Source organism: Streptomyces sp. NPDC102278, assembly GCF_044766345.1.
Taxonomy (GTDB): domain Bacteria; phylum Actinomycetota; class Actinomycetes; order Streptomycetales; family Streptomycetaceae; genus Streptomyces.
On sequence record NZ_JBIWLV010000014.1, the window covers coordinates 47,060 to 68,493 of the forward strand.

Consider the following 21,434-nt stretch of genomic DNA (forward strand, 5'->3'; position numbering starts at 1 on the left):
GAGGACGAGGTAACCGATGTCCATCCGAGTGATGCTGGTCGACGATCAGGTGCTGCTGCGCACCGGCTTCCGAATGGTGCTTGCCGCCCAGCCGGACATGGACGTGGTCGCCGAGGCCGGGGACGGCCTGGAGGCGCTGGAGGTGCTGCGGGCCACGAAGGTGGACGTGGTGCTGATGGACGTCCGCATGCCGCGGCTCGACGGGGTCGAGGCGACCCGGCGCATCTGCGAGCCCGAGGAACACCCCAAGGTCATCATCCTGACCACCTTCGACCTGGACGAGTACGCGTTCTCCGGGCTGAAGGCCGGCGCGAGCGGCTTCATGCTGAAGGACGTCCCGCCGGCGGAACTGCTGGCCGCGATCCGTTCCGTGCACAGCGGGGACGCCGTCGTCGCCCCGTCGACGACCCGGCGCCTGCTGGACCGTTTCGCGCCGATGCTGCCGACCACGACGGCGGAGCCGCGGAACAAGGACGTGGAGCGGCTGACGGAGCGCGAGCGGGAGGTCATGCTGCTGGTGGCGCAGGGCCTGTCGAACGGCGAGATCGCGGCGCGGCTGGTCCTCTCGGAGGCCACGGTCAAGACGCACGTGGGCCGCATCCTGACCAAGCTCGGCCTGCGCGACCGGGTACAGGTCGTGGTCCTGGCGTACGAGACGGGCCTGGTCCGCGCCGGCGGTCTCTAGGGCTGTCGCCGGGAGGGCCGCGGCACCGGATCGTCCAGTGCGGTGATCGGGAAGGCCGCGGCACCGGATCGTCCGGGGAGGGGCCCGGTCAGGTCATCCAGCGGTCCGGGCGGGCCGCGGCGCGGGAGGTGCGGGAGCGGGCCGCCTGGGCGGGCAGCAGCGCGGCGGCCTCCGCCGACGGCCGCAGCCGCGCGGTGACGGTGGCGTTCGCGCCGGTGTCCACGTGCAGGTCGGCCACGCCGCGGGCGCGTTCCCACGGCCCCTGGGCGAGACGCACGCTCTGCACCTTGGCGTGCGGGACGATCTCCGTGCGGCGGCACAGGCGCCCCCTGCGCGCGGCGAACACGTCCTCGGACACGGCCAGGCCGTACCCCTTCCACCACACCGGTACCACCCAGCGCGAGCCGGCTTCCGGGGAGGGGCTGAAGGACAGGGCCGCCAGGTCCACGCCGGGCAGGACGCGCGCGATGACCTCGTACGCGGCCGCCCGCGAGGCGACCGGGACCAGGACGTCGTTCTTCGAGCCGGCCACCGCCAGCTCCACCCGGACCCAGTCGCGCCGGCGCCACAGCAGCGGCTCGACGATCCGTACGGTCTGCACGCGCCCGGGCGGCACCGTCTCGTGGGCCCGGTCGAGGAGTCCGTGGTCGATCCGGAGCCCGTCGGGGGACTCGGCGACCGTCCAGTCGTACTCGGTGAGGAAGCGGCCCGCCGTGCCGGCCCAGACCCCGCCGAGGAACGGCAGCAGGGTGGCGACGGTGGCCCAGACGCTTCCGCTGAGCCACCACACCACGACCGGCACGACCAGCCCGGCGACCAGGGCGGCCCACACGGCGAGGGTCAGCACCAGCGAGACCACCAGGTCCCTCGGCCGGACCCGCAGCAGTTCGCGTTCCGGGGCTTCGCCGAGCGTGACGGCTTCGGCGGGGGCGAAGCCGGCCGCCCGGGCCAGGAGTTCGGCGCGCAGCGCGACGGCGTCCTTCTCCGCGAGGTAGGCCAGTTCGTCCTTGTCCTCGGTGCCGATGACGTCCAGCCGCAGCTTCGCGACCCCGGCGACGCGGGCCGGCAGCGGTCGGGTGACGTCCACGGCCTGGAGCCGGTCGAGTCGGATGTGCGCGGTGCGCCGGAAGAGCAGGCCGCTGCGGATGCGCAGTTCGGTGTCGGTGACCGCGTAGTGGGTGAACCACCAGCTCAGGAAGCCGTACGCGCCGAAGACGAGGACCAGCCCGGTCAGCACCAGGAGCCGCAGCAGCCCGGACAGGTCCGCGATCCACTCCCCCGCCCGCTCGCCCTGCTGGGCGATGACGCCGAGGGTGGCCGCGATCGGCACCCAGGCCCGCAGCAGGGGGGTCAGGAAGTGCAGCCGGCGTTCCGGCGCCCCGGTGTCGCTCACAGGCCCGCCGACTTCGCCTCGCCCAGGGCGGACAGCCGGTCGCGCAGCCGGTCGGCCTCGGCCGGGACCAGCCCGGGGATCTTGGCGTCGGTGGCCGCGGCCGCCGTGTGCAGTTGTACGGAGGCCAGCCCGAAGCGGCGTTCCAGCGGGCCCGAGGTCACCTCGACCAGTTGCATCCGCCCGTACGGCACCACGGTCTGCTCCCGCCACAGGACACCCCTGCTGATCAGCAGGTCGTCGGCGCGCTCGGCGTACCGCCAGGACCGCCAGTTGCGGCCGAGCAGCACCCAGCCCCAGACCAGCACCCCGAGCCACAGCGCCCCGAGGGCGGCCCACGCCGGTCCGGCGGTGAGGCCCAGTACGACCGCCGTGAGCGCCGTGAGTACCGTCATCCAGATCACCAGCAGCAGCCGCCGGAGCGTAAGGAGCCCGCCCGGCAGCCCCACCCACTCGGGTCCGCTCGTCCCACCCGTTGTCCCGGTTCCCATGCATACACCCTAGGGCTGAGACAATGCCGCCATGACGGAGACCACGGTCGGTATCGGCGGCGCGGCGGAGAGCACCGACATGGTGCTCAACATCGGGCCGCAGCACCCTTCCACGCACGGCGTGCTGCGCCTGCGCCTCGTCCTGGACGGGGAGCGCATCGTCAGCGCGGAACCGGTGGTGGGCTACATGCACCGGGGCGCCGAGAAGCTCTTCGAGGCCCGTGACTACCGGCAGATCGTGATGCTCGCGAACCGCCACGACTGGCTGTCCGCGTTCTCCAACGAGCTGGGCGTGGTCATGGCCGTCGAGCGGATGCTGGGGATGGAGGTCCCCGAGCGGGCCGTGTGGATGCGCACGCTGCTGGCCGAGCTGAACCGGGTGCTGAACCACCTGATGTTCCTCGGTTCGTACCCGCTGGAGCTGGGCGGGATCACGCCGATCTTCCACGCGTTCCGCGAGCGCGAGGAACTCCAGGCCGTCATGGAGGAGATCTCCGGCGGCCGCATGCACTACATGTTCAACCGGGTCGGCGGCCTCAAGGAGGACCTTCCCGCCGGCTGGTTGGGCCGGGCCCGCGACGCCGTCGCGGACGTCCGCACCCGCATGGACGTCTACGACAAGCTGGTCCACGGCAACGAGATCTTCCGCGGCCGCACGCGCGGGGTGGGCGTGCTCCCGGCGGAGGCCGTGCACGCCTACGGGGTCTCGGGCCCGATCGCGCGTGCCTCCGGCGTCGATTTCGACCTGCGGCGCGACGAGCCCTACCTGGCGTACGGCGAACTCCAGGACGTGCTGAAGGTGGTCACCCGGACCGAGGGCGACTGCCTGGCCCGCTTCGAGGTGCTGCTCGACCAGACGCACAACGCCCTCGACCTGGCCGTCGCCTGCCTGGACCGGATGGCGGAGTTGGCCCCGGGCCCGATCAACCAGCGGCTGCCGAAGGTTCTGAAGGCGCCCGAGGGCAGCACGTACGCCTGGACGGAGAACCCGCTGGGCGTCAACGGCTACTACCTGGTGTCCAAGGGCGAGAAGACCCCGTACCGGCTGAAGCTGCGCTCGGCGTCCTTCAACAACATCCAGGCGCTGGCCGTGCTGCTGCCCGGGCAGTTGGTCGCGGACATGGTCTCGATCCTGGGGTCGCTGTTCTTCGTCGTCGGCGACATCGACAAGTAGTCCTGAACGCGACGGGTGTTCGACCGGCCTTGTCTAGGGTGACCACATGATCTCCGACATGTGCCTGGACTACCTGCGCCGGCTCGGCGTCGACCGGCCGGCGGCGCCTTCCGTCGAGGGGCTGTTCGCTCTCCAGCGGGCCCATCTGGAGCGCGTGCCGTACGAGAACATCGACATCCAGCTGGGCCGGCCGCCCGGGATCGACCCCGAGCTGTCCGTGCGCCGGCTCGCGGCGGGCCTGGGCGGTTACTGCTTCCACCTCAACGGCGCCTTCTCCGCGCTCCTCGAAGCGCTGGGCTACGACGTGACCCGCCATCTCGGCGGCGTGTACAAGGAGTCCGACGCCCGGGGCGTCAACGGCGACCACCTCGCGCTGGTCGTCCGGGTGGGCGGGGCCGCGTTCTTCGTGGACGTCGGACTGGGCGACGGGCCGCACGAGCCGTTGCCGCTGCGCGAGGGCACCCACCGGCGGGGGGACTTCCGGTACACGCTGGAGCCCCTCGTCCCGCTCGACGGGGAAGGACCGGGCTGGACGTACCGGAACCCGGACGGCCCCTTCCCCGTGATGAACTTCCGCTCGACCACCGCCACGATGGCCGGGTTCGAGGCCGAGCACCTGCGGCTGTCCACCTCGCGGGACTCCGGTTTCGTACGGACCTTCGCGATGCTGCGGCGCGACGCGCACGGCATCGACGCCCTGCGCGGGCGCGTCCTGAGCCGGATCGACCCGCTCAAGGGGACGACGGACCGGGAACTGCACACGCCCGAGGAGTTCTTCGGCGTGCTGCACGGGGTCTTCGGCCGGTCGCTCGACGAGTTGACCGCGGCGGACCGGGCGGCCCTGTGGGAGCGGGTGGACCGCGCGCACGAGACGTGGCGCCAGTCGCGGGAGGAGTCGCGGGAGGAGTCGCGGGACGCGTTGCGGGACGAGCCCCGGCAGCGGGCCGCCGAGGAGTCGCGGGTGGGTTGACGCCGGGCCCGTGTTGTCGGTGCGAGGGTGCAGACTTGGGGCATGTCCCACTCCCCCCGTAGGGCCTGCCCCACCTGCGGCCGCGACTGCGCCGTCACCGCCGGCCGTATCGCCCGCCACGACCCGCCCGCCGGCCGGGGACGCGGCGACCTGGTGTCCTGCCCCGGCTCCCGCGCCCGCGTCATGCTGGGCGCGTCGGCGCCGACCCTGGACGGCTTCGCCCTGGGCCCGCACCCGGGGCAGCTCCCGCTGTTCTGACAGGGACCGGTCGGGGGGTATCCCCCTCGACTGCCGGGGGAATGCGGGATGTCGGGGAGCGCGGGCCGCTCATGGCGTTCGGGACATGACGACGACCTCGCACCAGAACAAGCAGTGGCCTCGGCGCGCGGCCGCGGCCGTGGTCCTCGCGGCCGTCACCGGCGCGGCGGCCGCGCCGGCGGCCTTCGCCGCACCCGCCACCGCCCCCGTGCGCGCGCCGGCCGCCCGGGGCGGCCTGATCTCCGTCACCCCCGTCGACGCCCTCGACCGCGCCGGCGTCACCGCCGAGCCGGCCGCTCTCGGGGTCGACACCACGGGCGTCCGGTACGGCGTCCGCGCGTACCGCCTCACCTACGCCACCGTCGACCCGAAGGGCCGCCCCACCGCGGCCACCGGGCTGCTGGTCCTGCCGCGCGGCGGCCCGGCCCGGCCCGACCTGGTGTCCGACACCCACGGCACCGTCGCCCACCGCGACGGCGCGCCGAGCGGGGGCAAGGGCCACAACCGGCTCACCCCCTACCTGCACGCCTCGGCCGGTCGCGCCGTCGCCGCGCCGGACTACCTCGGCCTCGGCGGCGGCGCCGGCCCGCACCCCTACATGGACACCCGCTCCGCCGTCACCGCCACCGTCGACATGCTCAACGCCTCCCGCACCGCCGCCGACCGGCTGGGCCGCCCCCTGACCCGGGACGTGTACGCCACCGGCTTCTCCCAGGGCGGCCAGGTGGCCATGGCCGTCGGCCGCGAACTCTCCCGCGGCCGGGACGGGCTGCGGCTGCGCGCGCTGGCCCCGATGGCCGGCCCGTACGACCTGTCCGGTTCCGAGATGCCCGGGATCGCGGACGGCCGGGTCGCCCCGCGCACCGCCGTCTTCTACCTCTCGTACTTCCTGACCGCCCGGAATCGGCTCCACCCGCTCTACAAGGACACCGCCGAGGTGTTCCGCGCGCCGTACGCGGGGACGGTGGAGGGCCTGTTCGACGGGACGCACCCGGAGGAGGAGATCGTCGCCGCGCTGCCCGCGACCCCCGAGGAACTGCTCACCCCGGCCTGGGTCGAGAACGTCCGGTCCCCGCGCGGCGCCCTGCGCACCGCCCTGCGGGCCAACGACGGCGCCTGCGACTGGAAGCCGGACGTGCCGGTACGGCTCTACGCGGGCGGCGCCGACACGGACGTGCCGATCGCCAACTCCCGCGCCTGCGCCGCCGACCTGGCCCGCCACGGGGTCCGGGCGAAGGTCGTCGACCAGGGCCCGGACGCGGCCCACGTCACGACGGCCCTCAGGTCGGCCCCCCAGGTGGTGCGCTGGTTCGACGCGCTGCGCTGAGTCCGGGAACGCGGGTGCTAGGAGATCGCGGTGCGGAGCCGGACCACGTCGATCGGCTCGGTCTCGTCGTGCGCCGTCAGGTCGATGACCTGGCCCACCGCGCGCTGCTCGGGGGTCACCGGCTTGAACTCCGTGTCGTCGGCCGCGCGTACGGCCTCGGCCTTGTGCACGGCGAGGACCTCGGCGCCGACCACGTCGGCGAGGTCCTCGTTCTGCACGGCCTCGATCGCGGCGCGGGCCTGGGCGGCGTTCTTGGTGCCGAAGAAGTCGAAGCCGCCCTCGACGCGCGAGGCGGACCGCCTCGGGGCCGCGTACGGGGCCACGGTCGCCGCCTGCCGCCGCGCCGGGACGGCGGACGGCCCGTCGCCGGTCGTCGTACGGCCGTGCGCCTCGGGGCCGCGCGGCGCCGCGGCCGGGGCGACGGCGGGCGAGGTGCCGGGGGTGCGGGCACCGGGGTTCGGGGGGCCGGGGTTCGGGGGGCCGGGGATCGGGTCCGCGCCGGACGCCAGGGCCTTGGGTCGCGCCGAGGCCCGCTCCTGACCCTTGCGCACCAGTGCCGCCATGGCCGCGTTGGCCCGGGCGTAGCCGATCGCCGTGGGCGCCCCGGCGGGGGTGCGCTCCTGCGACGCGGCCGGGAGTTCCTTCGGCGCGCCCGCGGGGGCCGCGGCGGCCTCGATGGCCAGCAGTCGGCGTCCTTCGAGGGCGGTGGCCCGCTCCGTCTCGGCGGTGGCGTACCGGCGCAGCAGCGCGGCGTGCTCGCCGCGCAGGCCCGCGAGTTCGACCCGCTTGGCGCGCAGCTTCGTGTCGAGCCTGGCGCGCAGCGTGCGGGCTTCTTCGAGGTCGGATTCGAGCTCGGCTATCCGCTCTTCCGTCTTCCACTCGTCCTTGACCCGTTCTCGGGTCAGTTCGGCCACCCGGCGCCCGGCCGAGCGGTCCCAGGAGCGCATGACGACGGCGCCGGCCACGCCCGAGGCGGCCGTGAGGGCCACGAGGAGGCGCCAGGCGGCGCCGCCTTCGGGGCCCGCGAGCAGCCAGGCCGCGCCGGCGCCGGCCACGCAGACACCGGCGACGAGGGTCGGCGTGAGCAGTCGGTGCAGAGGTTCTGGATTGCGGTGGCGTCCACGGGGCATGGCCTGAAATTTACAGGGAGTAGGTGGGGTGTGGGGAAGCCGCCCGGCAATCTCTTGCCGGGCAGTTACCCGTCATTTCCGCATCAATCGCGTAACTGATCTTGCTGTGGGGCTACTTCTTCAGCAGACCCTTGGATTCCAGGTACGCCTTGGCCACATCGGCGGGCTTCGCGCGCTCCGCGTCCACCTTGCGGTTGAGGTCGACGAGGTCCGCCGTCGTCAGCGCCTTGGTGAGCTTGTCGAGCGCGGCGGCGACCTCCGGGGCACCCGCGTCCTTGGCGTTGACCACCGGCAGGACGTTGTCCGCGTTCTGGAGCTTCTTGTCGTCCTCCAGCAGGACCAGGCCGAAGGTGTCGAGCGTGGCGTCGGTCGTCGTGGTCAGCACCAGCTGGTCCACACCGTCCTTGACGGCCTGCTTGGACTGGGGGGTGCCGACGCCCTTGGGGTCGATGCCGGCCACGGAGATGCCGTACGTCTTCTCCAACCCGGGCGCGCAGAACGGACGGACGGCGCATTCGTCGCCCGCTGCGATCTTCACCTTCAGGCCGGACTTGCCGAGGTCCGAAAGGGTCTTGAGCTTGTTCTTCTCGGCGAACTCCTTGGTCACCGCGAAGGCGTTCTGGTCGACCGCCTCGCCCGCCGGGAGCGCCTTGATGCCGAGTGGCGTCGCGAGCTTCTCCAGCGCCGCCACCGTGGCCGCCGCGTCGCTGGAGGCGACCGGCTTGTCCTTCGGCGCGTCCTTGCCGTTGACCTTGGCGTTGAGGAACTCGGCGAGGGTGGCCGCGTACTCCGGGACGACGTCGATCTCGCCCTTCTCCAGCGAGGGCTCGTACAGCTCACGGTTGTTGACCGTGGTGATCGAGGTGGAGTAGCCGGCGTCCTTCAGGACCTGGGCGTACAGCTCCGCCAGCACGTTGGACTCGGTGAAGCCGGCCGCGCCGACCACCAGCTTGCCCTTGGCGCCGCCGCCCGAGGAGGAGGCCGGGGTGGACGAGCCGCCGTCCTTGGCCTTCTCCAGACTGTCGCCACCGCACGCGGCGAGCGAGACGGTCAGGGCCACCGCGCCCAGTGCCGCGCCGAGAACGCGCGTGGACTTGCTCATGGTTGCTCCTCCAGGGAGTGAGTACAGCGGGAAGAAAGAGGGACGGGAACGGCGGCAGGGCTCAGCGGGCCACCGAGGGGCGCCGCAGCAGGAGCCGGTCGACGGCCACCAGCACGCCCTCCACCAGCAGGGCCAACAGCGCCACCAGGAGGGCGCCGGCGACCACCTGGGCCGTGTCGAACGTGTTGAAGCCGGCGGTGATGATCCGCCCCAGACCGCCCTGGCCGACCATGGCCGCGATGGTGGCGGTGGCGATGACCTGGACCGCGCCCGAGCGCAGCCCCGTCATCACGAGTCCGCGCGCGAGCGGCAGTTCCACGCGCAGGAACAGCTGTGTCCCGGACATGCCCATCCCCCTCGCCGCCTCGACCACCGAGCGGTCCACCTCGCGCATACCCACGTACGCGTTGGTCAGCAGCGGCGGAATGGCGAACAGGACGAGCGCGACGATGGTGGGCAGGTACCCCGCCCCGCGCAGCGGCGAGACCATGAACAGGGCCAGCACCGCGAAGACGGGGATCGCCCGGCCGACGTTGGACACGTTGACCGCGAGGGCCCCGCCCTTTCCGAGGTGGCCGAGCCAGAGCCCGACCGGCAGCGCCACCGCGCAGGCGACGGCCAGGGCGATCCCGCTGACGTAGACGTGCTCGCCGAGCCGGTGCCAAACACCGTTATCGCCGGCCCAGTTGGCACCGTCGGCCAGCCAGTCCCAGGCCTCGCCCAGTACGCCCATGGCTCAGGCCTCCTTGGCGACGGGTGTCGGGGCCGACGTGGAGGAACGTTTCCTCGTGGTGGGCTTCGAGGCCCGGGTCCACGGGGTGAGCAGCCGCTGGACGCCGAGCAGCAGCAGGTCCGCCACCAGCGCGAGCAGCACGCACAACACCGATGCGGTGAGCACCTGGGCCTTGAAGGAGCTGTTCACGGCCGGCGCGATCAGGTTGCCCAGCCCGCCCTTGCCGACGATCGACCCCACGGTCGTCAGCGCGACCGTCGACACGGTGGCGATGCGGACGCCCGCGAGCAGCGCGGGCAGCGCCAGCGGCAGTTCGACCTGCCACAGCAGCCGGCCCGGGCCGTACCCCATGCCGCGCGCGGCCTCCCGCACCTCGTCGGGGACCGCTTCCAGACCAGCCAGCACGTTGCGGACCAGGATGGTCAGCGAATACAGCACCAGACCGGTCACCACCAGCGTGGCCGAGAGCCCGAAGACCGGCAGCAACAGGGAGAACATGGCGAGCGAGGGAACCGTGTAGAGCAAAGTGGTCAGACCGAGCACGGGAGCCGCCCAGCCGCGGCCGCGACGGGCCAGCAGGGCGAGCGGAACGGACACGACGAGCCCGACGACCACCGACAGACCGGTGATCCAGATGTGCTCGACGGTGGCGTCGGTGAGCTCCTGGGAGCGGGAGGTGACGTACTCCCAGCAGATCCAGTCGTTCGCCACCAGGCAGCTCTGCCCGGCCATGCCGCTCACCCCCGCCTCGCTCCGTCAGCCTGTCGTCGAACACGCGTCCGACCCGAAGGCCTGGTCAGACCGACCTTAACCCCCGCCACCGACAATGGCCGGATTCCTTCGCAGTCGGGCAACATGCCCTTCACACATGGCACCCGCGCGTGAGGAAGGATGGTCCGGTGATCCGATTCGAGCAAGTGACCAAGCGCTACCCCGACGGGACGACGGCCGTCCGGGACCTCTCCTTCGAGGTCGCGGAGGGCGAACTGGTCACCCTGGTCGGCCCGTCCGGTTGCGGCAAGACGACCACGATGAAGATGGTCAACCGGCTGATCGAGCCGACGTCGGGCCGGATCCTGGTCGACGGCGAGGACATCGCCGCCGCCGACCCCGTCGAGCTGCGCCGCCGCATCGGCTACGTCATCCAGCAGGTCGGCCTGTTCCCCCACAAGACGGTGCTGGAGAACACGGCGACTGTGCCGCACCTGCTCGGCACCCCGAAGTCCAAGGCCCGCGCCCGCGCGGCGGAACTGCTGGAACTCGTCGGTCTCGACCCGGCCGTGTACGGCGGCCGCTACCCGGAGCAGCTCTCCGGCGGGCAGCGCCAGCGGGTGGGCGTGGCCCGCGCCCTGGCCGCCGACCCGCCGGTGCTCCTGATGGACGAACCGTTCGGCGCCGTGGACCCGGTGGTCCGCGAGCGGCTCCAGAACGAGTTCCTGGCCCTGCAGAGGACCGTCCGCAAGACGATCCTGCTGGTCACCCACGACCTGGAGGAGGCCATCCGACTCGGGGACCGGATCGCCGTCTACGGCACGGGCACCATCGAGCAGTTCGCGAAGCCGGCCACCGTGCTGGCCGCGCCCGCCACCGACTACGTCGCCTCCTTCGTCGGCTCGGACCGGGGCCTCAAGCGCCTCGCGGTCACCCCGGTCGAGACCGCGGACCTCGCGGAAGGGGGTCCGGCACACGAAAAGGCCCCCGCCGCCACGGTGGCGTTGGGGGCGAGCCTGCGCGAGGCCCTCGCGGCCCTGCTCCAGGAGGACGAGGGCCGGATCGGGGTCACCGACCCGGACTCCGGCGCGCTGATCGGCGTACTCACCCCGGAGGGCGTGCACCGGGCACTGCGCCGGGTCCGACTCCAGGAGGCCTGACGGCCTGACCGGAACGCGCCCGGCCCGACCGTGAGACGGTCGGGCCGGGCGGTCGGTCGGGCCGGGCGGTCGGTCGGTCGGCGCAGATCGAGCGGCCTGATCGGGCCGGGCGCGATCAGGCCTGGATGCGGCCGCTCATCCACGTCAGCATCGGCGGGATCTCCCGCCGCCAGGTGTTGAAGTTGTGGCCGCCGCTGTCGAGGATGATCGAGGAGACCCGGTCCGGCCCCTTGACCAGCTTGATGAACTTCTTGGTGTCACCGAGGTTCGGCTCGCCCTTCTCACTGCTGGTGACCAGGAAGGACGTACCGGCCGGCTGCTTGTTCCGCATGCTGTGCAGCACGTCCGCGCGCTTCTTCAGCTTGTCGTCGCCGTGGAACAGGTCACCGGTCGTCGGGTCGTCGGGGGCCTCGTAGTACGCGGAGAGGCCGGCGGCGGCGCCGAAGGTCTGCGGGTAGTGCGCGGCGATCTTCAGGGCGCAGTAGCCGCCCGTGGAGTTCCCGATGAAGCCCATGTTCTGCGGCTTCTTGCCGACCCGGAAGGTGCTCTGGATGGCCTGCGGCAGGTCCTGGCCGAAGAAGGTCTCGGTCTGCGGGCCACCGGGTATGTCGACGCACTCGGTGTCACGCGGCGGCGCGATCGTCGGGCGCAGCATGACCAGGATCATCGGCTTCATCTTGCCCGCCTTGGACAGGCTGAAGGCCTTCATGGGGTAGTCGAGGCCCTTGATCAGGTTCTCGGCGGTGCCCGGGTAGCCCGTCAGCACGATCGACGCGGGGAAGTTCTGGTCCTTGTACCGCGGCTGGAAGTACTCCGGCGGCAGCCACACGTACCCGGGGCTCGTTATCTTCGACTTCTGCCCCGTTATGGCGACCTTCAGGATCTGACCACCGACCTGAGGCTTCCCGCCGCCCGGGACGTCCAGCTTCTGTTTGTCGACGACCTTGATGTCCTTGCTGCTCATCGAGTGGTCGACGACCTTGCCGATCGACGTCTCCTGACCGAAGAGGTCGGCCCAGGACCCGTAGAAGAGGAACGACTTGTTGGCTCCGAGCCCCACCGCCGCGAACAGCGCCAACTGCGTCGCGAGCAGGAGACCGACCCGGCCCACGTACGCGCGCCAGGTGCGGCCCGAGAGCCGAGGCCAGAACCAGAGCGTGAGAGCGAAGAGCACCACGCCGGCGATGATGGCCAGGACCAGAACCGTATTACTGGTGAGACCCATGAGCAGTCAGTCGTCTTTCTGATGGCAGGACTGGAAATTTCCGACGGAAGAGTGAACCCGCTCCCCGTCGATGTCGTCCTAATGGACGCACCACACCCCGGAGGCTGTCGCAGCCTTCGGCCACATGATCTCTCGCGGAGCAACGGGAAGCGATGTCTAGCAGGATAGATGGCGATAAGTCGGGACAGGTTCCGAGCGGGGTGCGCCGAATCCTCCGTGGCCCACGGCCGGAATCGGTACCTGGCCTGGTAGGTACGGCCGTCATGATCGTCGGCCTTCTGGACATCGCGGCGGGGGTCTTCCCGCGATTCCGACACAGCAGGTTCCACGCGGTCACCGAGGTGCTCCCGGGCTCCCTCGGCCCGTTCGCCGCCGCCCTGTCCATCAGCGCCGGCGTCCTGCTCCTGCTGCTGGCCCACGGCCTCAAGCGGCACAAGCGACGCGCCTGGCGCGCCTCCGTCGTCCTGCTGCCCGCCGGCGCGGTGGCGCAGTTCACGTACAGGCACTCCGTCATCGGCGTGATCATCGCGGCGGTGCTCCTCGCCCTGCTGCTGCGCCACCAGAACGAGTTCAAGGCCCTGCCCGACCCCCGCAGCCGGTGGAAGGCGCTGGCCAACCTCGTGCTGATGAGCGCCGGCTCCATCGGCCTCGGCCTGGTCATCGTCAACGTCCACCCGGGCAAGGTCGTCGGCGACCCCAGCCTCTACGAGCAGATCAGCCACGTCGTGTACGGCCTGTTCGGCATCGAGGGCCCCGTGGAATACGCGGGACGCGTGTCCTGGACCGTCGGCTACTCCCTCGGCGCCCTCGGCATGCTCACCGCGGTCACCACCATCTACCTGGCCTTCCGCCCCGAGCACCCGGCCGCGCGACTCACCGCCGACGACGAGACCAGGCTGCGCGAGCTCCTCGCCCGGCACGGCGGCCGCGACTCCCTCGGCCACTTCGCGCTCCGCCGCGACAAGGCCGTCGTCTTCTCCCCGAGCGGCAAGGCCGCCGTCACCTACCGCGTCGTCTCCGGCGTGATGCTCGCCTCCGGCGACCCCGTCGGCGACGTCGAGGCCTGGCCCGGCGCCATCGAACGGTTCATGGAGGAGGCCAAGGCCCACTCCTGGACCCCGGCCGTCATGGGCTGCAGCGAGACCGGCGGCGAGGTCTGGACCCGCGAGACCGGTCTGGACGCCCTGGAGCTGGGTGACGAGGCGATTGTCGATGTCAAAGACTTCTCCCTCGCGGGCCGCGCCATGCGCAATGTCCGCCAGATGGTGAAGCGCATCGAGCGCAACGGCTACACCACCAAGGTGCGCCGGGTCAGCGACCTCACCGAACGAGAGCTGGAGCAGGTCCGCGGCGCCGCCGACGCGTGGCGTGGCACCGACACCGAGCGCGGCTTCTCCATGGCGCTCGGCCGGGTCGGCGACCCGGGCGACGGCGACTGCTTCATCGCCACCGCGCACCGCGAGGAGGAGGGCGACACCAGCCCCTTCGGCGACCTGAAGGCCGTCCTGCACTTCGTCCCCTGGGGCAATGACGGCATGTCGCTGGAGCTGATGCGCCGCGACCGCGCCGCCGACCCCGGCATGAACGAGCTGCTGATCGTGGCCTCCCTGGAGGCCGCCCCCGCCCTGAACATCGAGAAGGTCTCGCTGAACTTCGCGATGTTCCGCTCGGCGCTCGCCCGCGGCGAGAAGATCGGCGCCGGCCCGGTCCTGCGGATGTGGCGCGGCCTGCTGGTCTTCCTCTCCCGCTGGTTCCAGATCGAGTCCCTGTACAAGTTCAACGCGAAGTTCCGCCCCCGCTGGGAGCCCCGCTTCGTCGTCTTCCGGCACAGCCGCGACCTGCCCCGCATCGGCTTCGCCGCGATGCAGGCCGAGGGATTCGTCACGCTGGCACTGCCCCGGCTGTTCGCCGGCCGCCGCCGGCCCAAGCCGGTCCGCACCTGCGCCCACCACCAGGTCGCGAAGGTGCCGGCCCAGGCCGAACGCGAGATCCAGGCGGCCTGAGCCCCCGGACCGCACCCGGCCCCGTCCCGTACGGCCCCGCCCCCACCCGGGCGGGGCCGTCCGCGTTCCGCGAGCCCCCGCGACACCGGACCGAAACGTCTCGGCGCCCTGTCATATCCAGGTCAGCTCTACTCTTGGACCCATGAACACGAACCACGGGGTCACCGCCAGGGGCCGGGTGACAGGCCTGCCGGAGTGGGATCGCTGCGGGGTCATGGGCGTCGTCAACGTCACCCCCGACTCGTTCTCCGACGGTGGCCGCTGGTTCGACACCACCGCGGCCGTCAAACGCGGCCTGGACCTGGTCGCGCAGGGCGCCGACCTCGTGGACGTCGGCGGCGAGTCCACCCGCCCCGGCGCCTCCCGCGTCGACGCCGAGGAGGAACTGCGCCGGGTCGTCCCCGTCGTCCGCGGACTGGCGTCCGAGGGGATCGCCGTCTCCGTCGACACCATGCGCGCGGAGGTCGCCGCCCGGGCCGTGGCCGCCGGCGCCGTCCTGGTCAACGACGTCAGCGGCGGGCTCGCCGACCCCGGCATGATCCCGGCCGTCGCCGCCGCCGAGGTGCCGTTCGTCGTCATGCACTGGCGCGGCTTCAGCGCCGGCATGAACAACCTCGCCGTCTACGAGGACGTCGTCGCGGAGGTCACCGCCGAACTGCGCGAGCGCGTCGACGCCGTCGTCGCCGGCGGGATCGCCCCCGAACGGCTCCTCGTCGACCCGGGCCTGGGCTTCGCGAAGAACGCCGACCACGACCTGGCCCTGGTCGCCCACCTGCGCGAGCTGCGGGCCCTGGGCTTCCCGCTCCTCGTCGCCGCCTCGCGCAAGCGCTTCCTCGGCCGCGTCCTGGCCGGCCCGGACGGCGCCGCCCCGCCGCCCGCCCGCGAACGGGACGCCGCCACGGCCGCCGTGTCCGCCATCGCCGCCCACCAGGGCGCCTGGGCGGTCCGGGTACACGAGGTACGGGCGACCGCCGACGCGGTTCGGGTGGCCCGTGCGGTGGAAGGGGCACTGTGATCCGCCGTACCGACAAGGAAGGAGCACGGTGAGCCGTACCGACATCGAAGCCGTCGAAGAGGTCAACACGGCCTTCTACGAGGCCATGGAGCAGGGGGACTTCGACGCACTGTCGGCGCTCTGGCTGGAGGACGAGATCTCCTGTGTCCACCCGGGCTGGCCCGTGCTGTCGGGGCGGGGCGAGGTACTGCGCTCCTACGCCCTGATCATGTCCCACACCGAGTACATCCAGTTCTTCCTCACGGACACCAAGGTCGCCGTCACGGGCGACACCGCACTCGTCACCTGTACGGAGAACATCCTCAGCGGCGGCCCCGCCGAGGACGGCGGCGAACTGGGTCCGCTGGTCGGTCAGCTGGTCGTCGCCACGAATGTGTTCCGACGCACACCCGAGGGCTGGCGGCTCTGGTCCCACCACGGTTCACCGGTCCTTACGGACTCCGAAGATGAGGACGAAGAGGACTCCGACTGACCCCAAGGGCGGGGGGCGACGTACATCGCAGGTAAATTCGAAGGCGGACGACGCCGACCGCACTCGGCGTAGGCCCATGGCCCCGGGGAGTCCCGGGGCGGATGCACCTACGAAAGTTGGAGTGATTCGCGTGGATCGTGTCGCGCTGCGCGGCCTCAAGGCTCGCGGGCACCACGGCGTCTTCCCCCGGGAACGCGAGGAGGGCCAGACCTTCATCGTGGACCTGGTGCTCCACCTCGACACCCGTCCCGCCGCCGCCGGAGACGATCTGGCTAAGACCGTGCACTACGGGGTAGTCGCGGAAGAAGTCGTCGACGTGGTCCAGGGAGAGCCCGTCGACCTGATCGAGACGCTCGCCGAGCGAATCGCCCAGCAGTGCCTGAAGCACGAAGCGGTGGCGCAGGTGGAGGTCATCGTCCACAAGCCGGACGCGCCGATCACCGTCCCCTTCGACGACGTGACCATCACGATCACCCGGAGCCGCGCATGAACAACGGACTGAACGCCCAGAGCGACCCCACCGTCCAGCCGGTGCCCGCCTCCGTCGTCGAAGCGGTCGACGCGGCGGACGTCACCCTGTCCAACCCGAAATGGGCCGTGGTCGCGCTGGGAGCCAACCTGGGCAACCGGCTGGAGACCCTCCAGGGCGCCATCGACGCCCTCGGGGACACCCCGGGCCTGCGGGTCAAGGCCGTCTCCCCCGTCTACGAGACCGAGCCGTGGGGCGTCGAGCCCGGCTCGCAGCCCGCGTACTTCAACGCGGTCATCGCGGTGAAGACCACCCTGCCGCCGTCCTCGCTCCTGGAGCGCGGACACGCCATCGAGGAGGCCTTCGACCGCGTCCGCGAGGAACGCTGGGGGCCCCGCACCATCGACGTCGACATCGTCGCGTACGCCGACGTGATCTCCGAGGACCCGGTCCTCACCCTCCCGCACCCGCGGGCCCACCAGCGCGCCTTCGTGCTGGCCCCCTGGCACGACATCGACCCGGAGGCCCAGCTCCCGGGCCGCGGCGCGGTCGCCGCCCTGCTGGCCGGAATCGGCCTCACCGGGGTCACGCCGCGACCCGACCTGGAACTCCACCTCCCCGACTAGTCGTTAGCCTGTTCACTGCTGACGAATCGGTGCGGAAAGCGGGGAACGGGTACGTGAAGCAACTGAGGCCGGCGGTCCTGGCGGGCATCTTCGTGGTCGCCGGGGTGCTGTCCTGGGCGGGCGCCCGGATGTGGAACTCCTACGGCACGCTGCCGGGCGTCCCCCTGGCCGCCCCGATCGTGCTCGCGGTCATCGCCGTGGTGCTCTTCGCCACGGCCCTGTCGATGCGCGCCCGGCTCAAGGCCCAGCGCGAGCGCCGCCCCGGAGCCAAGGGCGTGGAGCCCCTGATGGCGGCCCGCGCGGTGGTCTTCGGACAGGCCAGCGCCTTGGTCGCGGCCCTCGTGGCGGGCATGTACGGCGGCGTCGGCGTCTTCCTGCTGACGGACGCCCTCGACGTGCCCGCCCGCCGCGACCAGGCCTGGTACGCGGGCGGCTCGGTCCTGGCGGGCGCGGCGGTCATCGCCGCCGCCCTGTTCCTGGAACACGTCCTGAAGCTCCCGGAGGACGACGACACCGCCCCCGAGGCCCCCGCCCCGGCCTGACCCGCCCGCGGACGTCAGGCTCCGCCCCACGCCACGTGCCCGTTCACCAGAAAGTGCGGATGCGGCCCGAGCCGGTAGCCGTACACCGTGTACGGCTTGGTGCTCGCGGGTCGCGCCCCGACCGCGCCGACCTCGGCCCATCCCCCCTCGTCGAGTTCGACGCGGTGCGCCTCGGCCCGGAAGGTTCCTCGGGCCGCCCATCGGTCACTCACCACGAGGTGCGACGCCGACCGCTTCGCATCGGGTGTGAACCGCGCCCCGATGATCTCGGCGAGGTCCGTGAGGAACGCAATGTTCGCGCTGACCAGCATGCGGGCGGGCCACCGTGCGATCCGGCACCCGTCGCTGTCGGCGTAGCCGTCCAGGAACCCGTCGAAACACTCGCGGTCGCGCAGGACGACCCTCGGAAAGCGCTGTCGCATGTGGTGCGCGTCCCCGCCCACGTACTGCCGCAGCAGGTCGGCCAGGTACGACGAGACGACACGCACCCGAAAGCCCGGAGCCTCCCGCCCGAGGCACCCCGAGGGCCGGCTTACCGCCTCCAGTCGGGCGGGAAGCCCGGTGGCGGCCGTGAGGGCCCGGGCGTACTTGGTGGCGAAGCCCTCGTCGTTCACGACCAGGGACACGTAGTTCTTTCCCACCGTCCCGTCCGCGCAGGTCGCGCCGATCAGGTAACCCCACGGGTAGGTCGGCCGGATCACGGGCCGTTCCCTGCAGAGTCGGCGGGCGTGTGTCCAGGCGATCTTGGTGCCCGCGGCGTCCCGCGCTCGCGTCCAGCCATCCGGTGTCAGGAAGAGCTGTTCGGGCATGACGCCGAAGGTCGTGTGGGTCGTGGTCACGTCGAGCACCTCGCGCGTCGTGGCCGCCCACACGTCGACCACCGTGGTCTGTTCCGTGCGGCCGTCGTGGAGGGTCCAGAGACGGTGCCCAGGTCGCACGTCGCACGCGCGTGACCTCCCGCCCACGACGTTGACCGTCTGCCGGCTTGGCAGACCACAGAGCATCGGTGCCCCTCCCGCACTCCCGACGGCTTCAGGAAGGGCACCGTAGCGGTCCCCACCGACAACGCACTGCCCGTGGGGACCTGTGGACCTATCGGGCCATGATGAGGCTCATGGCCTCGGCACGGGTCGTCGAGGAACGCAGCTGACCGCGGACCGCCGACGTGATCGTCTTGGCCCCCGGCTTGCGAATCCCGCGCACCGACATGCACATGTGCTCGGCCTCGATCACGACGATCGCCCCCCGAGCCTCCAGGATCTGCATGAGGGAGTCGGCTATCTGCGTGGTGAGACGTTCCTGCACCTGGGGGCGGCGGGCGAAGACGTCCACGAGACGGGCCAGCTTCGACAGTCCCGTGATCTTGCCGTTGTCCGCCGGGATGTAGCCAACGTGGGCCACTCCATGGAAGGGCAGAAGGTGATGTTCACACAACGAAACGATCTCGATGTCCTTCACCAGGACCAGCTCGTCGTGACCCAGGTCGAACACCGTGGTCAGGACGTCCTCGGGTTTCTGCCGCAGCCCCGCCAGGATCTCCCGGTATGCTCGCGCAACGCGCGCCGGCGTTTCCAGCAGGCCCTCGCGGTCCGGGTCCTCGCCGACCGCGATCAGGAGTTCCCGGACGGCCGCCTCGGCGCGCTTCTCGTCGAACTCGCCGATCGTGCCCTCGCCACCGGTCAGGGTCACTGGGTCGGTCATCTCTTCCTCGTTCCTGTCTGCACACGCGCACACGTGAAAGTGCCGCGCCCCCCAGGCTAGAACCTGGGGGGCGCGGCATCCATTCCGGGACTGATCAGGCCTCGGGACGCTCCTCCGGGGAGGGCTCCGGGTCCTTGTCCACCGACACGGCCGGCGTCGCCGCCGAGGTGCCGTTCGCCGAGTTCGTCAGCTGGAGCTCCTTGGGAGAGAGCACCGGCGGACGGGTGGAAGGGGTACGGCGGGAGGAACCGGTCCACGCGGGGCGGGCCGGACGCTTCACGATGGTGGAGAAGACCTCGGCGATCTGCTCCTTGTTCAGCGTTTCCTTCTCCAGCAGGGCGAGGACGAGGTTGTCGAGGACGTCGCGGTTCTCGACCAGGATCTCCCAGGCCTCGTTGTGCGCGGTCTCGATGAGCTTCTTGACCTCTTCGTCGACCAGCGCCGCGACCTCTTCCGAGTAGTCCCGCGGGTGCGACATCTCGCGCCCGAGGAACGGCTCGGTGTTGTCGCCGCCGAACTTGATCGCACCGAGACGCTCGGTCATGCCGTACTGCGTGACCATCGCGCGGGCCGTGGCGGTGGCCTTCTCGATGTCGTTCGCCGCGCCGGTGGTCGGGTCGTGGAAGACCAGTTCCTCGGCCGCGCGCCCGCCCAGCATGTACGCCAGCTGGTCGAGCATCTCGTTGCGCGTGGTCGAGTACTTGTCCTCGTCGGGCAGGACCATGGTGTAGCCCAGGGCCCGACCGCGGGACAAGATGGTGATCTTGTGGACCGGGTCGGAGTTCGGGGAGGCCGCCGCGACCAGGGCGTGTCCGCCCTCGTGGTACGCGGTGATCTTCTTTTCCCGGTCCGACATGATCCGGGTCCGCTTCTGCGGGCCCGCCACCACACGGTCGATCGCCTCGTCCAGCGCGTGGTTGTCGACCAGCTTCTTGTCCGAGCGGGCCGTGAGCAGCGCGGCCTCGTTCAGGACGTTGGAGAGGTCGGCGCCCGTGAAGCCGGGCGTGCGACGGGCGACCGCGCCCAGGTCGACGTCCGGGGCGACCGGCTTGCCCTTCTGGTGGACCTTGAGGATCTCCAGACGGCCCTGCATGTCGGGACGGTCGACCGCGATCTGCCGGTCGAAACGGCCCGGGCGCAGCAGCGCCGGGTCGAGGATGTCGGGCCGGTTCGTGGCGGCGATCAGGATGACGCCGCCCTTCACGTCGAAGCCGTCCATCTCGACGAGCAGCTGGTTGAGGGTCTGCTCACGCTCGTCGTGACCGCCGCCGAGGCCCGCACCGCGGTGCCGGCCGACTGCGTCGATCTCGTCGACGAACACGATCGCCGGAGCGTTGGCCTTGGCCTGTTCGAACAGGTCGCGGACACGCGAGGCACCGACACCGACGAACATCTCGACGAAGTCGGAACCGGAGATCGAGTAGAAGGGAACACCGGCCTCGCCCGCGACGGCACGCGCGAGCAGGGTCTTTCCGGTGCCGGGCGGGCCGTAGAGCAGCACGCCCTTGGGGATCTTCGCGCCGACCGCCTGGAACTTCGCCGGCTCCTGGAGGAACTCCTTGATCTCGTGGAGTTCCTCGACGGCCTCGTCCGCGCCCGCGACATCGGCGAACGTCGTCTTCGGGGTGTCCTTGGTGATGAGCTTGGCCTTGGACTTCCCGAAGTTCATCACTCGGGAGCCACCGCCCTGCATCTGATTCATCAGGAACAGGAAGACGACCACGATGAGAACGAAGGGCAGCAGCGAGAGCAGCACGCTGAGGAACGGGCTGGTCTTGTCCGGCGAGACGGTGTAACCGTCCGGGATCTGACCGGCTTCGTACTTGGTCTGGAGGTTCTGGGCGAGTTGGACGCCCTGGTCCCCGATGTAGTTGGCCTGGAACTTGGTGCCGTCGTTGTCGCCGAGCTTCTGGTCCTTCTTCAGCTCGATCTTGATCATCTGGCTGTCACCGGTGGTGAGCTTGGCGCTCTCCACCTGGCCACTGTTGATCGCCTTGATGACCTCGCTGGTCTCCACCGACTTGTAGCCGCCGCCGGAGCCGACGACGTTCATCAACACGACCACGGCGAGGACGGCCAGCACGATCCACATGACCGGCCCACGGAAGTATCGCTTCACGTCCATCCATACGGGGCGCTAGGCACCCCGTCCCTCCTGCCCGTAGGTAAATGCTGCTGTGAGTAAAGACTGTTCTTCGGAATGTACCCCTGTATTGTCACCCGCGGCCTCGTGGGACGGCTGACAGACCC

Annotated in this window: 22 protein-coding genes; 12 read left to right on the top strand and 10 right to left on the bottom strand. The window is 71.3% G+C overall.

What is annotated here, in order from left to right; translation table 11 throughout:
• The first annotated feature begins 16 nt into the window (after window positions 1–16).
• Window positions 17–685 carry a response regulator transcription factor gene (locus ACIRO3_RS28180; RefSeq protein ID WP_053678436.1) on the top strand — a complete coding sequence of 223 codons (669 nt, stop codon included), beginning with the start codon at window positions 17–19 and terminating at the stop codon, window positions 683–685.
• A gap of 88 nt (window positions 686–773) precedes the next feature.
• On the opposite strand, the gene ACIRO3_RS28185 is transcribed toward ACIRO3_RS28180, so the two are convergent.
• Together ACIRO3_RS28185 and ACIRO3_RS28190 are read right to left on the bottom strand one after the other, a co-directional pair.
• Window positions 774–2,078 (bottom strand): PH domain-containing protein, encoded by a 1,305-nt coding sequence (locus tag ACIRO3_RS28185; protein ID WP_404141491.1) that lies wholly within the window; start codon window positions 2,076–2,078, stop codon window positions 774–776.
• Window positions 2,075–2,566 (bottom strand): PH domain-containing protein, encoded by a 492-nt coding sequence (locus ACIRO3_RS28190; protein ID WP_404141493.1) that lies wholly within the window; start codon window positions 2,564–2,566, stop codon window positions 2,075–2,077. Before ACIRO3_RS28190 ends, ACIRO3_RS28185 begins: the two co-directional genes overlap by 4 nt.
• Before the next feature lie 31 nt (window positions 2,567–2,597).
• Here ACIRO3_RS28190 and ACIRO3_RS28195 point away from each other — a divergent pair, with 31 nt between their 5' ends.
• The 4 genes from ACIRO3_RS28195 to ACIRO3_RS28210 all read left to right on the top strand — a co-directional run bounded on the left by ACIRO3_RS28195 (window position 2,598) and on the right by ACIRO3_RS28210 (window position 6,295).
• Entirely contained in the window at window positions 2,598–3,740 is a 1,143-nt protein-coding gene (locus tag ACIRO3_RS28195) for an NADH-quinone oxidoreductase subunit D (RefSeq protein ID WP_361769962.1), read from the top strand.
• Between the two features lie 46 nt (window positions 3,741–3,786).
• Window positions 3,787–4,710: an arylamine N-acetyltransferase gene (locus tag ACIRO3_RS28200; RefSeq protein WP_404141495.1), complete on the top strand. Its 924-nt coding sequence runs from the start codon at window positions 3,787–3,789 to the stop codon at window positions 4,708–4,710.
• Window positions 4,711–4,752: 42 nt separating this feature from the next.
• On the top strand, window positions 4,753–4,968 hold the full coding sequence (locus tag ACIRO3_RS28205) for a hypothetical protein (protein ID WP_361769968.1): 216 nt from the start codon (window positions 4,753–4,755) through the stop codon (window positions 4,966–4,968).
• A gap of 85 nt (window positions 4,969–5,053) precedes the next feature.
• Window positions 5,054–6,295 carry an alpha/beta hydrolase family protein gene (locus ACIRO3_RS28210; RefSeq protein WP_404141497.1) on the top strand — a complete coding sequence of 414 codons (1,242 nt, stop codon included), beginning with the start codon at window positions 5,054–5,056 and terminating at the stop codon, window positions 6,293–6,295.
• A gap of 17 nt (window positions 6,296–6,312) precedes the next feature.
• Here the strand turns inward: ACIRO3_RS28210 and ACIRO3_RS28215 are convergent, their stop codons facing one another.
• The 4 genes from ACIRO3_RS28215 to ACIRO3_RS28230 form a co-directional block, all read right to left on the bottom strand.
• Complete coding sequence (locus ACIRO3_RS28215) at window positions 6,313–7,425, bottom strand: hypothetical protein (RefSeq protein WP_404141499.1); 1,113 nt, start codon at window positions 7,423–7,425, stop codon at window positions 6,313–6,315.
• Window positions 7,426–7,537: 112 nt separating this feature from the next.
• Entirely contained in the window at window positions 7,538–8,527 is a 990-nt protein-coding gene (locus tag ACIRO3_RS28220) for a glycine betaine ABC transporter substrate-binding protein (protein WP_361769977.1), read from the bottom strand.
• Window positions 8,528–8,588: 61 nt separating this feature from the next.
• Window positions 8,589–9,260 (bottom strand): ABC transporter permease, encoded by a 672-nt coding sequence (locus ACIRO3_RS28225; protein ID WP_404141501.1) that lies wholly within the window; start codon window positions 9,258–9,260, stop codon window positions 8,589–8,591.
• Between the two features lie 3 nt (window positions 9,261–9,263).
• Window positions 9,264–9,992: an ABC transporter permease gene (locus tag ACIRO3_RS28230; RefSeq protein WP_404141503.1), complete on the bottom strand. Its 729-nt coding sequence runs from the start codon at window positions 9,990–9,992 to the stop codon at window positions 9,264–9,266.
• Between the two features lie 167 nt (window positions 9,993–10,159).
• Here ACIRO3_RS28230 and ACIRO3_RS28235 point away from each other — a divergent pair, with 167 nt between their 5' ends.
• Entirely contained in the window at window positions 10,160–11,131 is a 972-nt protein-coding gene (locus ACIRO3_RS28235) for an ATP-binding cassette domain-containing protein (protein ID WP_365998198.1), read from the top strand.
• 115 nt (window positions 11,132–11,246) lie between these two features.
• On the opposite strand, the gene ACIRO3_RS28240 is transcribed toward ACIRO3_RS28235, so the two are convergent.
• Entirely contained in the window at window positions 11,247–12,356 is a 1,110-nt protein-coding gene (locus ACIRO3_RS28240; protein WP_361769989.1) for an alpha/beta hydrolase-fold protein, read from the bottom strand.
• Window positions 12,357–12,508: 152 nt separating this feature from the next.
• Here ACIRO3_RS28240 and ACIRO3_RS28245 point away from each other — a divergent pair, with 152 nt between their 5' ends.
• The 6 genes from ACIRO3_RS28245 (at window position 12,509) to ACIRO3_RS28270 (ending at window position 17,483) form a co-directional block, all read left to right on the top strand.
• Window positions 12,509–14,359 carry a phosphatidylglycerol lysyltransferase domain-containing protein gene (locus tag ACIRO3_RS28245; protein ID WP_404141505.1) on the top strand — a complete coding sequence of 617 codons (1,851 nt, stop codon included), beginning with the start codon at window positions 12,509–12,511 and terminating at the stop codon, window positions 14,357–14,359.
• A 142-nt stretch (window positions 14,360–14,501) separates the two neighbouring features.
• Complete coding sequence (folP, locus tag ACIRO3_RS28250) at window positions 14,502–15,374, top strand: dihydropteroate synthase (protein WP_404141507.1); 873 nt, start codon at window positions 14,502–14,504, stop codon at window positions 15,372–15,374.
• 28 nt (window positions 15,375–15,402) lie between these two features.
• Window positions 15,403–15,846, top strand: coding sequence for a nuclear transport factor 2 family protein (locus tag ACIRO3_RS28255; RefSeq protein WP_361769998.1), 444 nt, complete (start codon window positions 15,403–15,405; stop codon window positions 15,844–15,846).
• 130 nt (window positions 15,847–15,976) lie between these two features.
• A complete protein-coding gene (gene folB, locus ACIRO3_RS28260; RefSeq protein WP_053678462.1) occupies window positions 15,977–16,336 on the top strand; it encodes a dihydroneopterin aldolase in 360 nt (119 codons plus the stop codon).
• The gene (gene folK, locus ACIRO3_RS28265) at window positions 16,333–16,941 is read left to right on the top strand and encodes a 2-amino-4-hydroxy-6-hydroxymethyldihydropteridine diphosphokinase (RefSeq protein WP_053678464.1); all 609 of its coding nucleotides are present in this window, start codon (window positions 16,333–16,335) and stop codon (window positions 16,939–16,941) included. The genes folB and folK overlap by 4 nt, the downstream gene beginning before the upstream one ends.
• Window positions 16,942–16,994: 53 nt before the next feature.
• The gene (locus ACIRO3_RS28270; RefSeq protein WP_361770001.1) at window positions 16,995–17,483 is read left to right on the top strand and encodes a DUF3180 domain-containing protein; all 489 of its coding nucleotides are present in this window, start codon (window positions 16,995–16,997) and stop codon (window positions 17,481–17,483) included.
• Between the two features lie 14 nt (window positions 17,484–17,497).
• Here ACIRO3_RS28270 and ACIRO3_RS28275 read toward each other — a convergent pair whose 3' ends face one another.
• The 3 genes from ACIRO3_RS28275 to ftsH form a co-directional block, all read right to left on the bottom strand.
• Entirely contained in the window at window positions 17,498–18,421 is a 924-nt protein-coding gene (locus ACIRO3_RS28275) for a hypothetical protein (RefSeq protein ID WP_404141510.1), read from the bottom strand.
• 154 nt (window positions 18,422–18,575) lie between these two features.
• Window positions 18,576–19,184: a GTP cyclohydrolase I FolE gene (gene folE / locus ACIRO3_RS28280; RefSeq protein ID WP_366147667.1), complete on the bottom strand. Its 609-nt coding sequence runs from the start codon at window positions 19,182–19,184 to the stop codon at window positions 18,576–18,578.
• Window positions 19,185–19,278: 94 nt separating this feature from the next.
• On the bottom strand, window positions 19,279–21,309 hold the full coding sequence (gene ftsH / locus ACIRO3_RS28285) for an ATP-dependent zinc metalloprotease FtsH (protein WP_053678470.1): 2,031 nt from the start codon (window positions 21,307–21,309) through the stop codon (window positions 19,279–19,281).
• Between the last annotated feature and the right edge of the window lie 125 nt (window positions 21,310–21,434).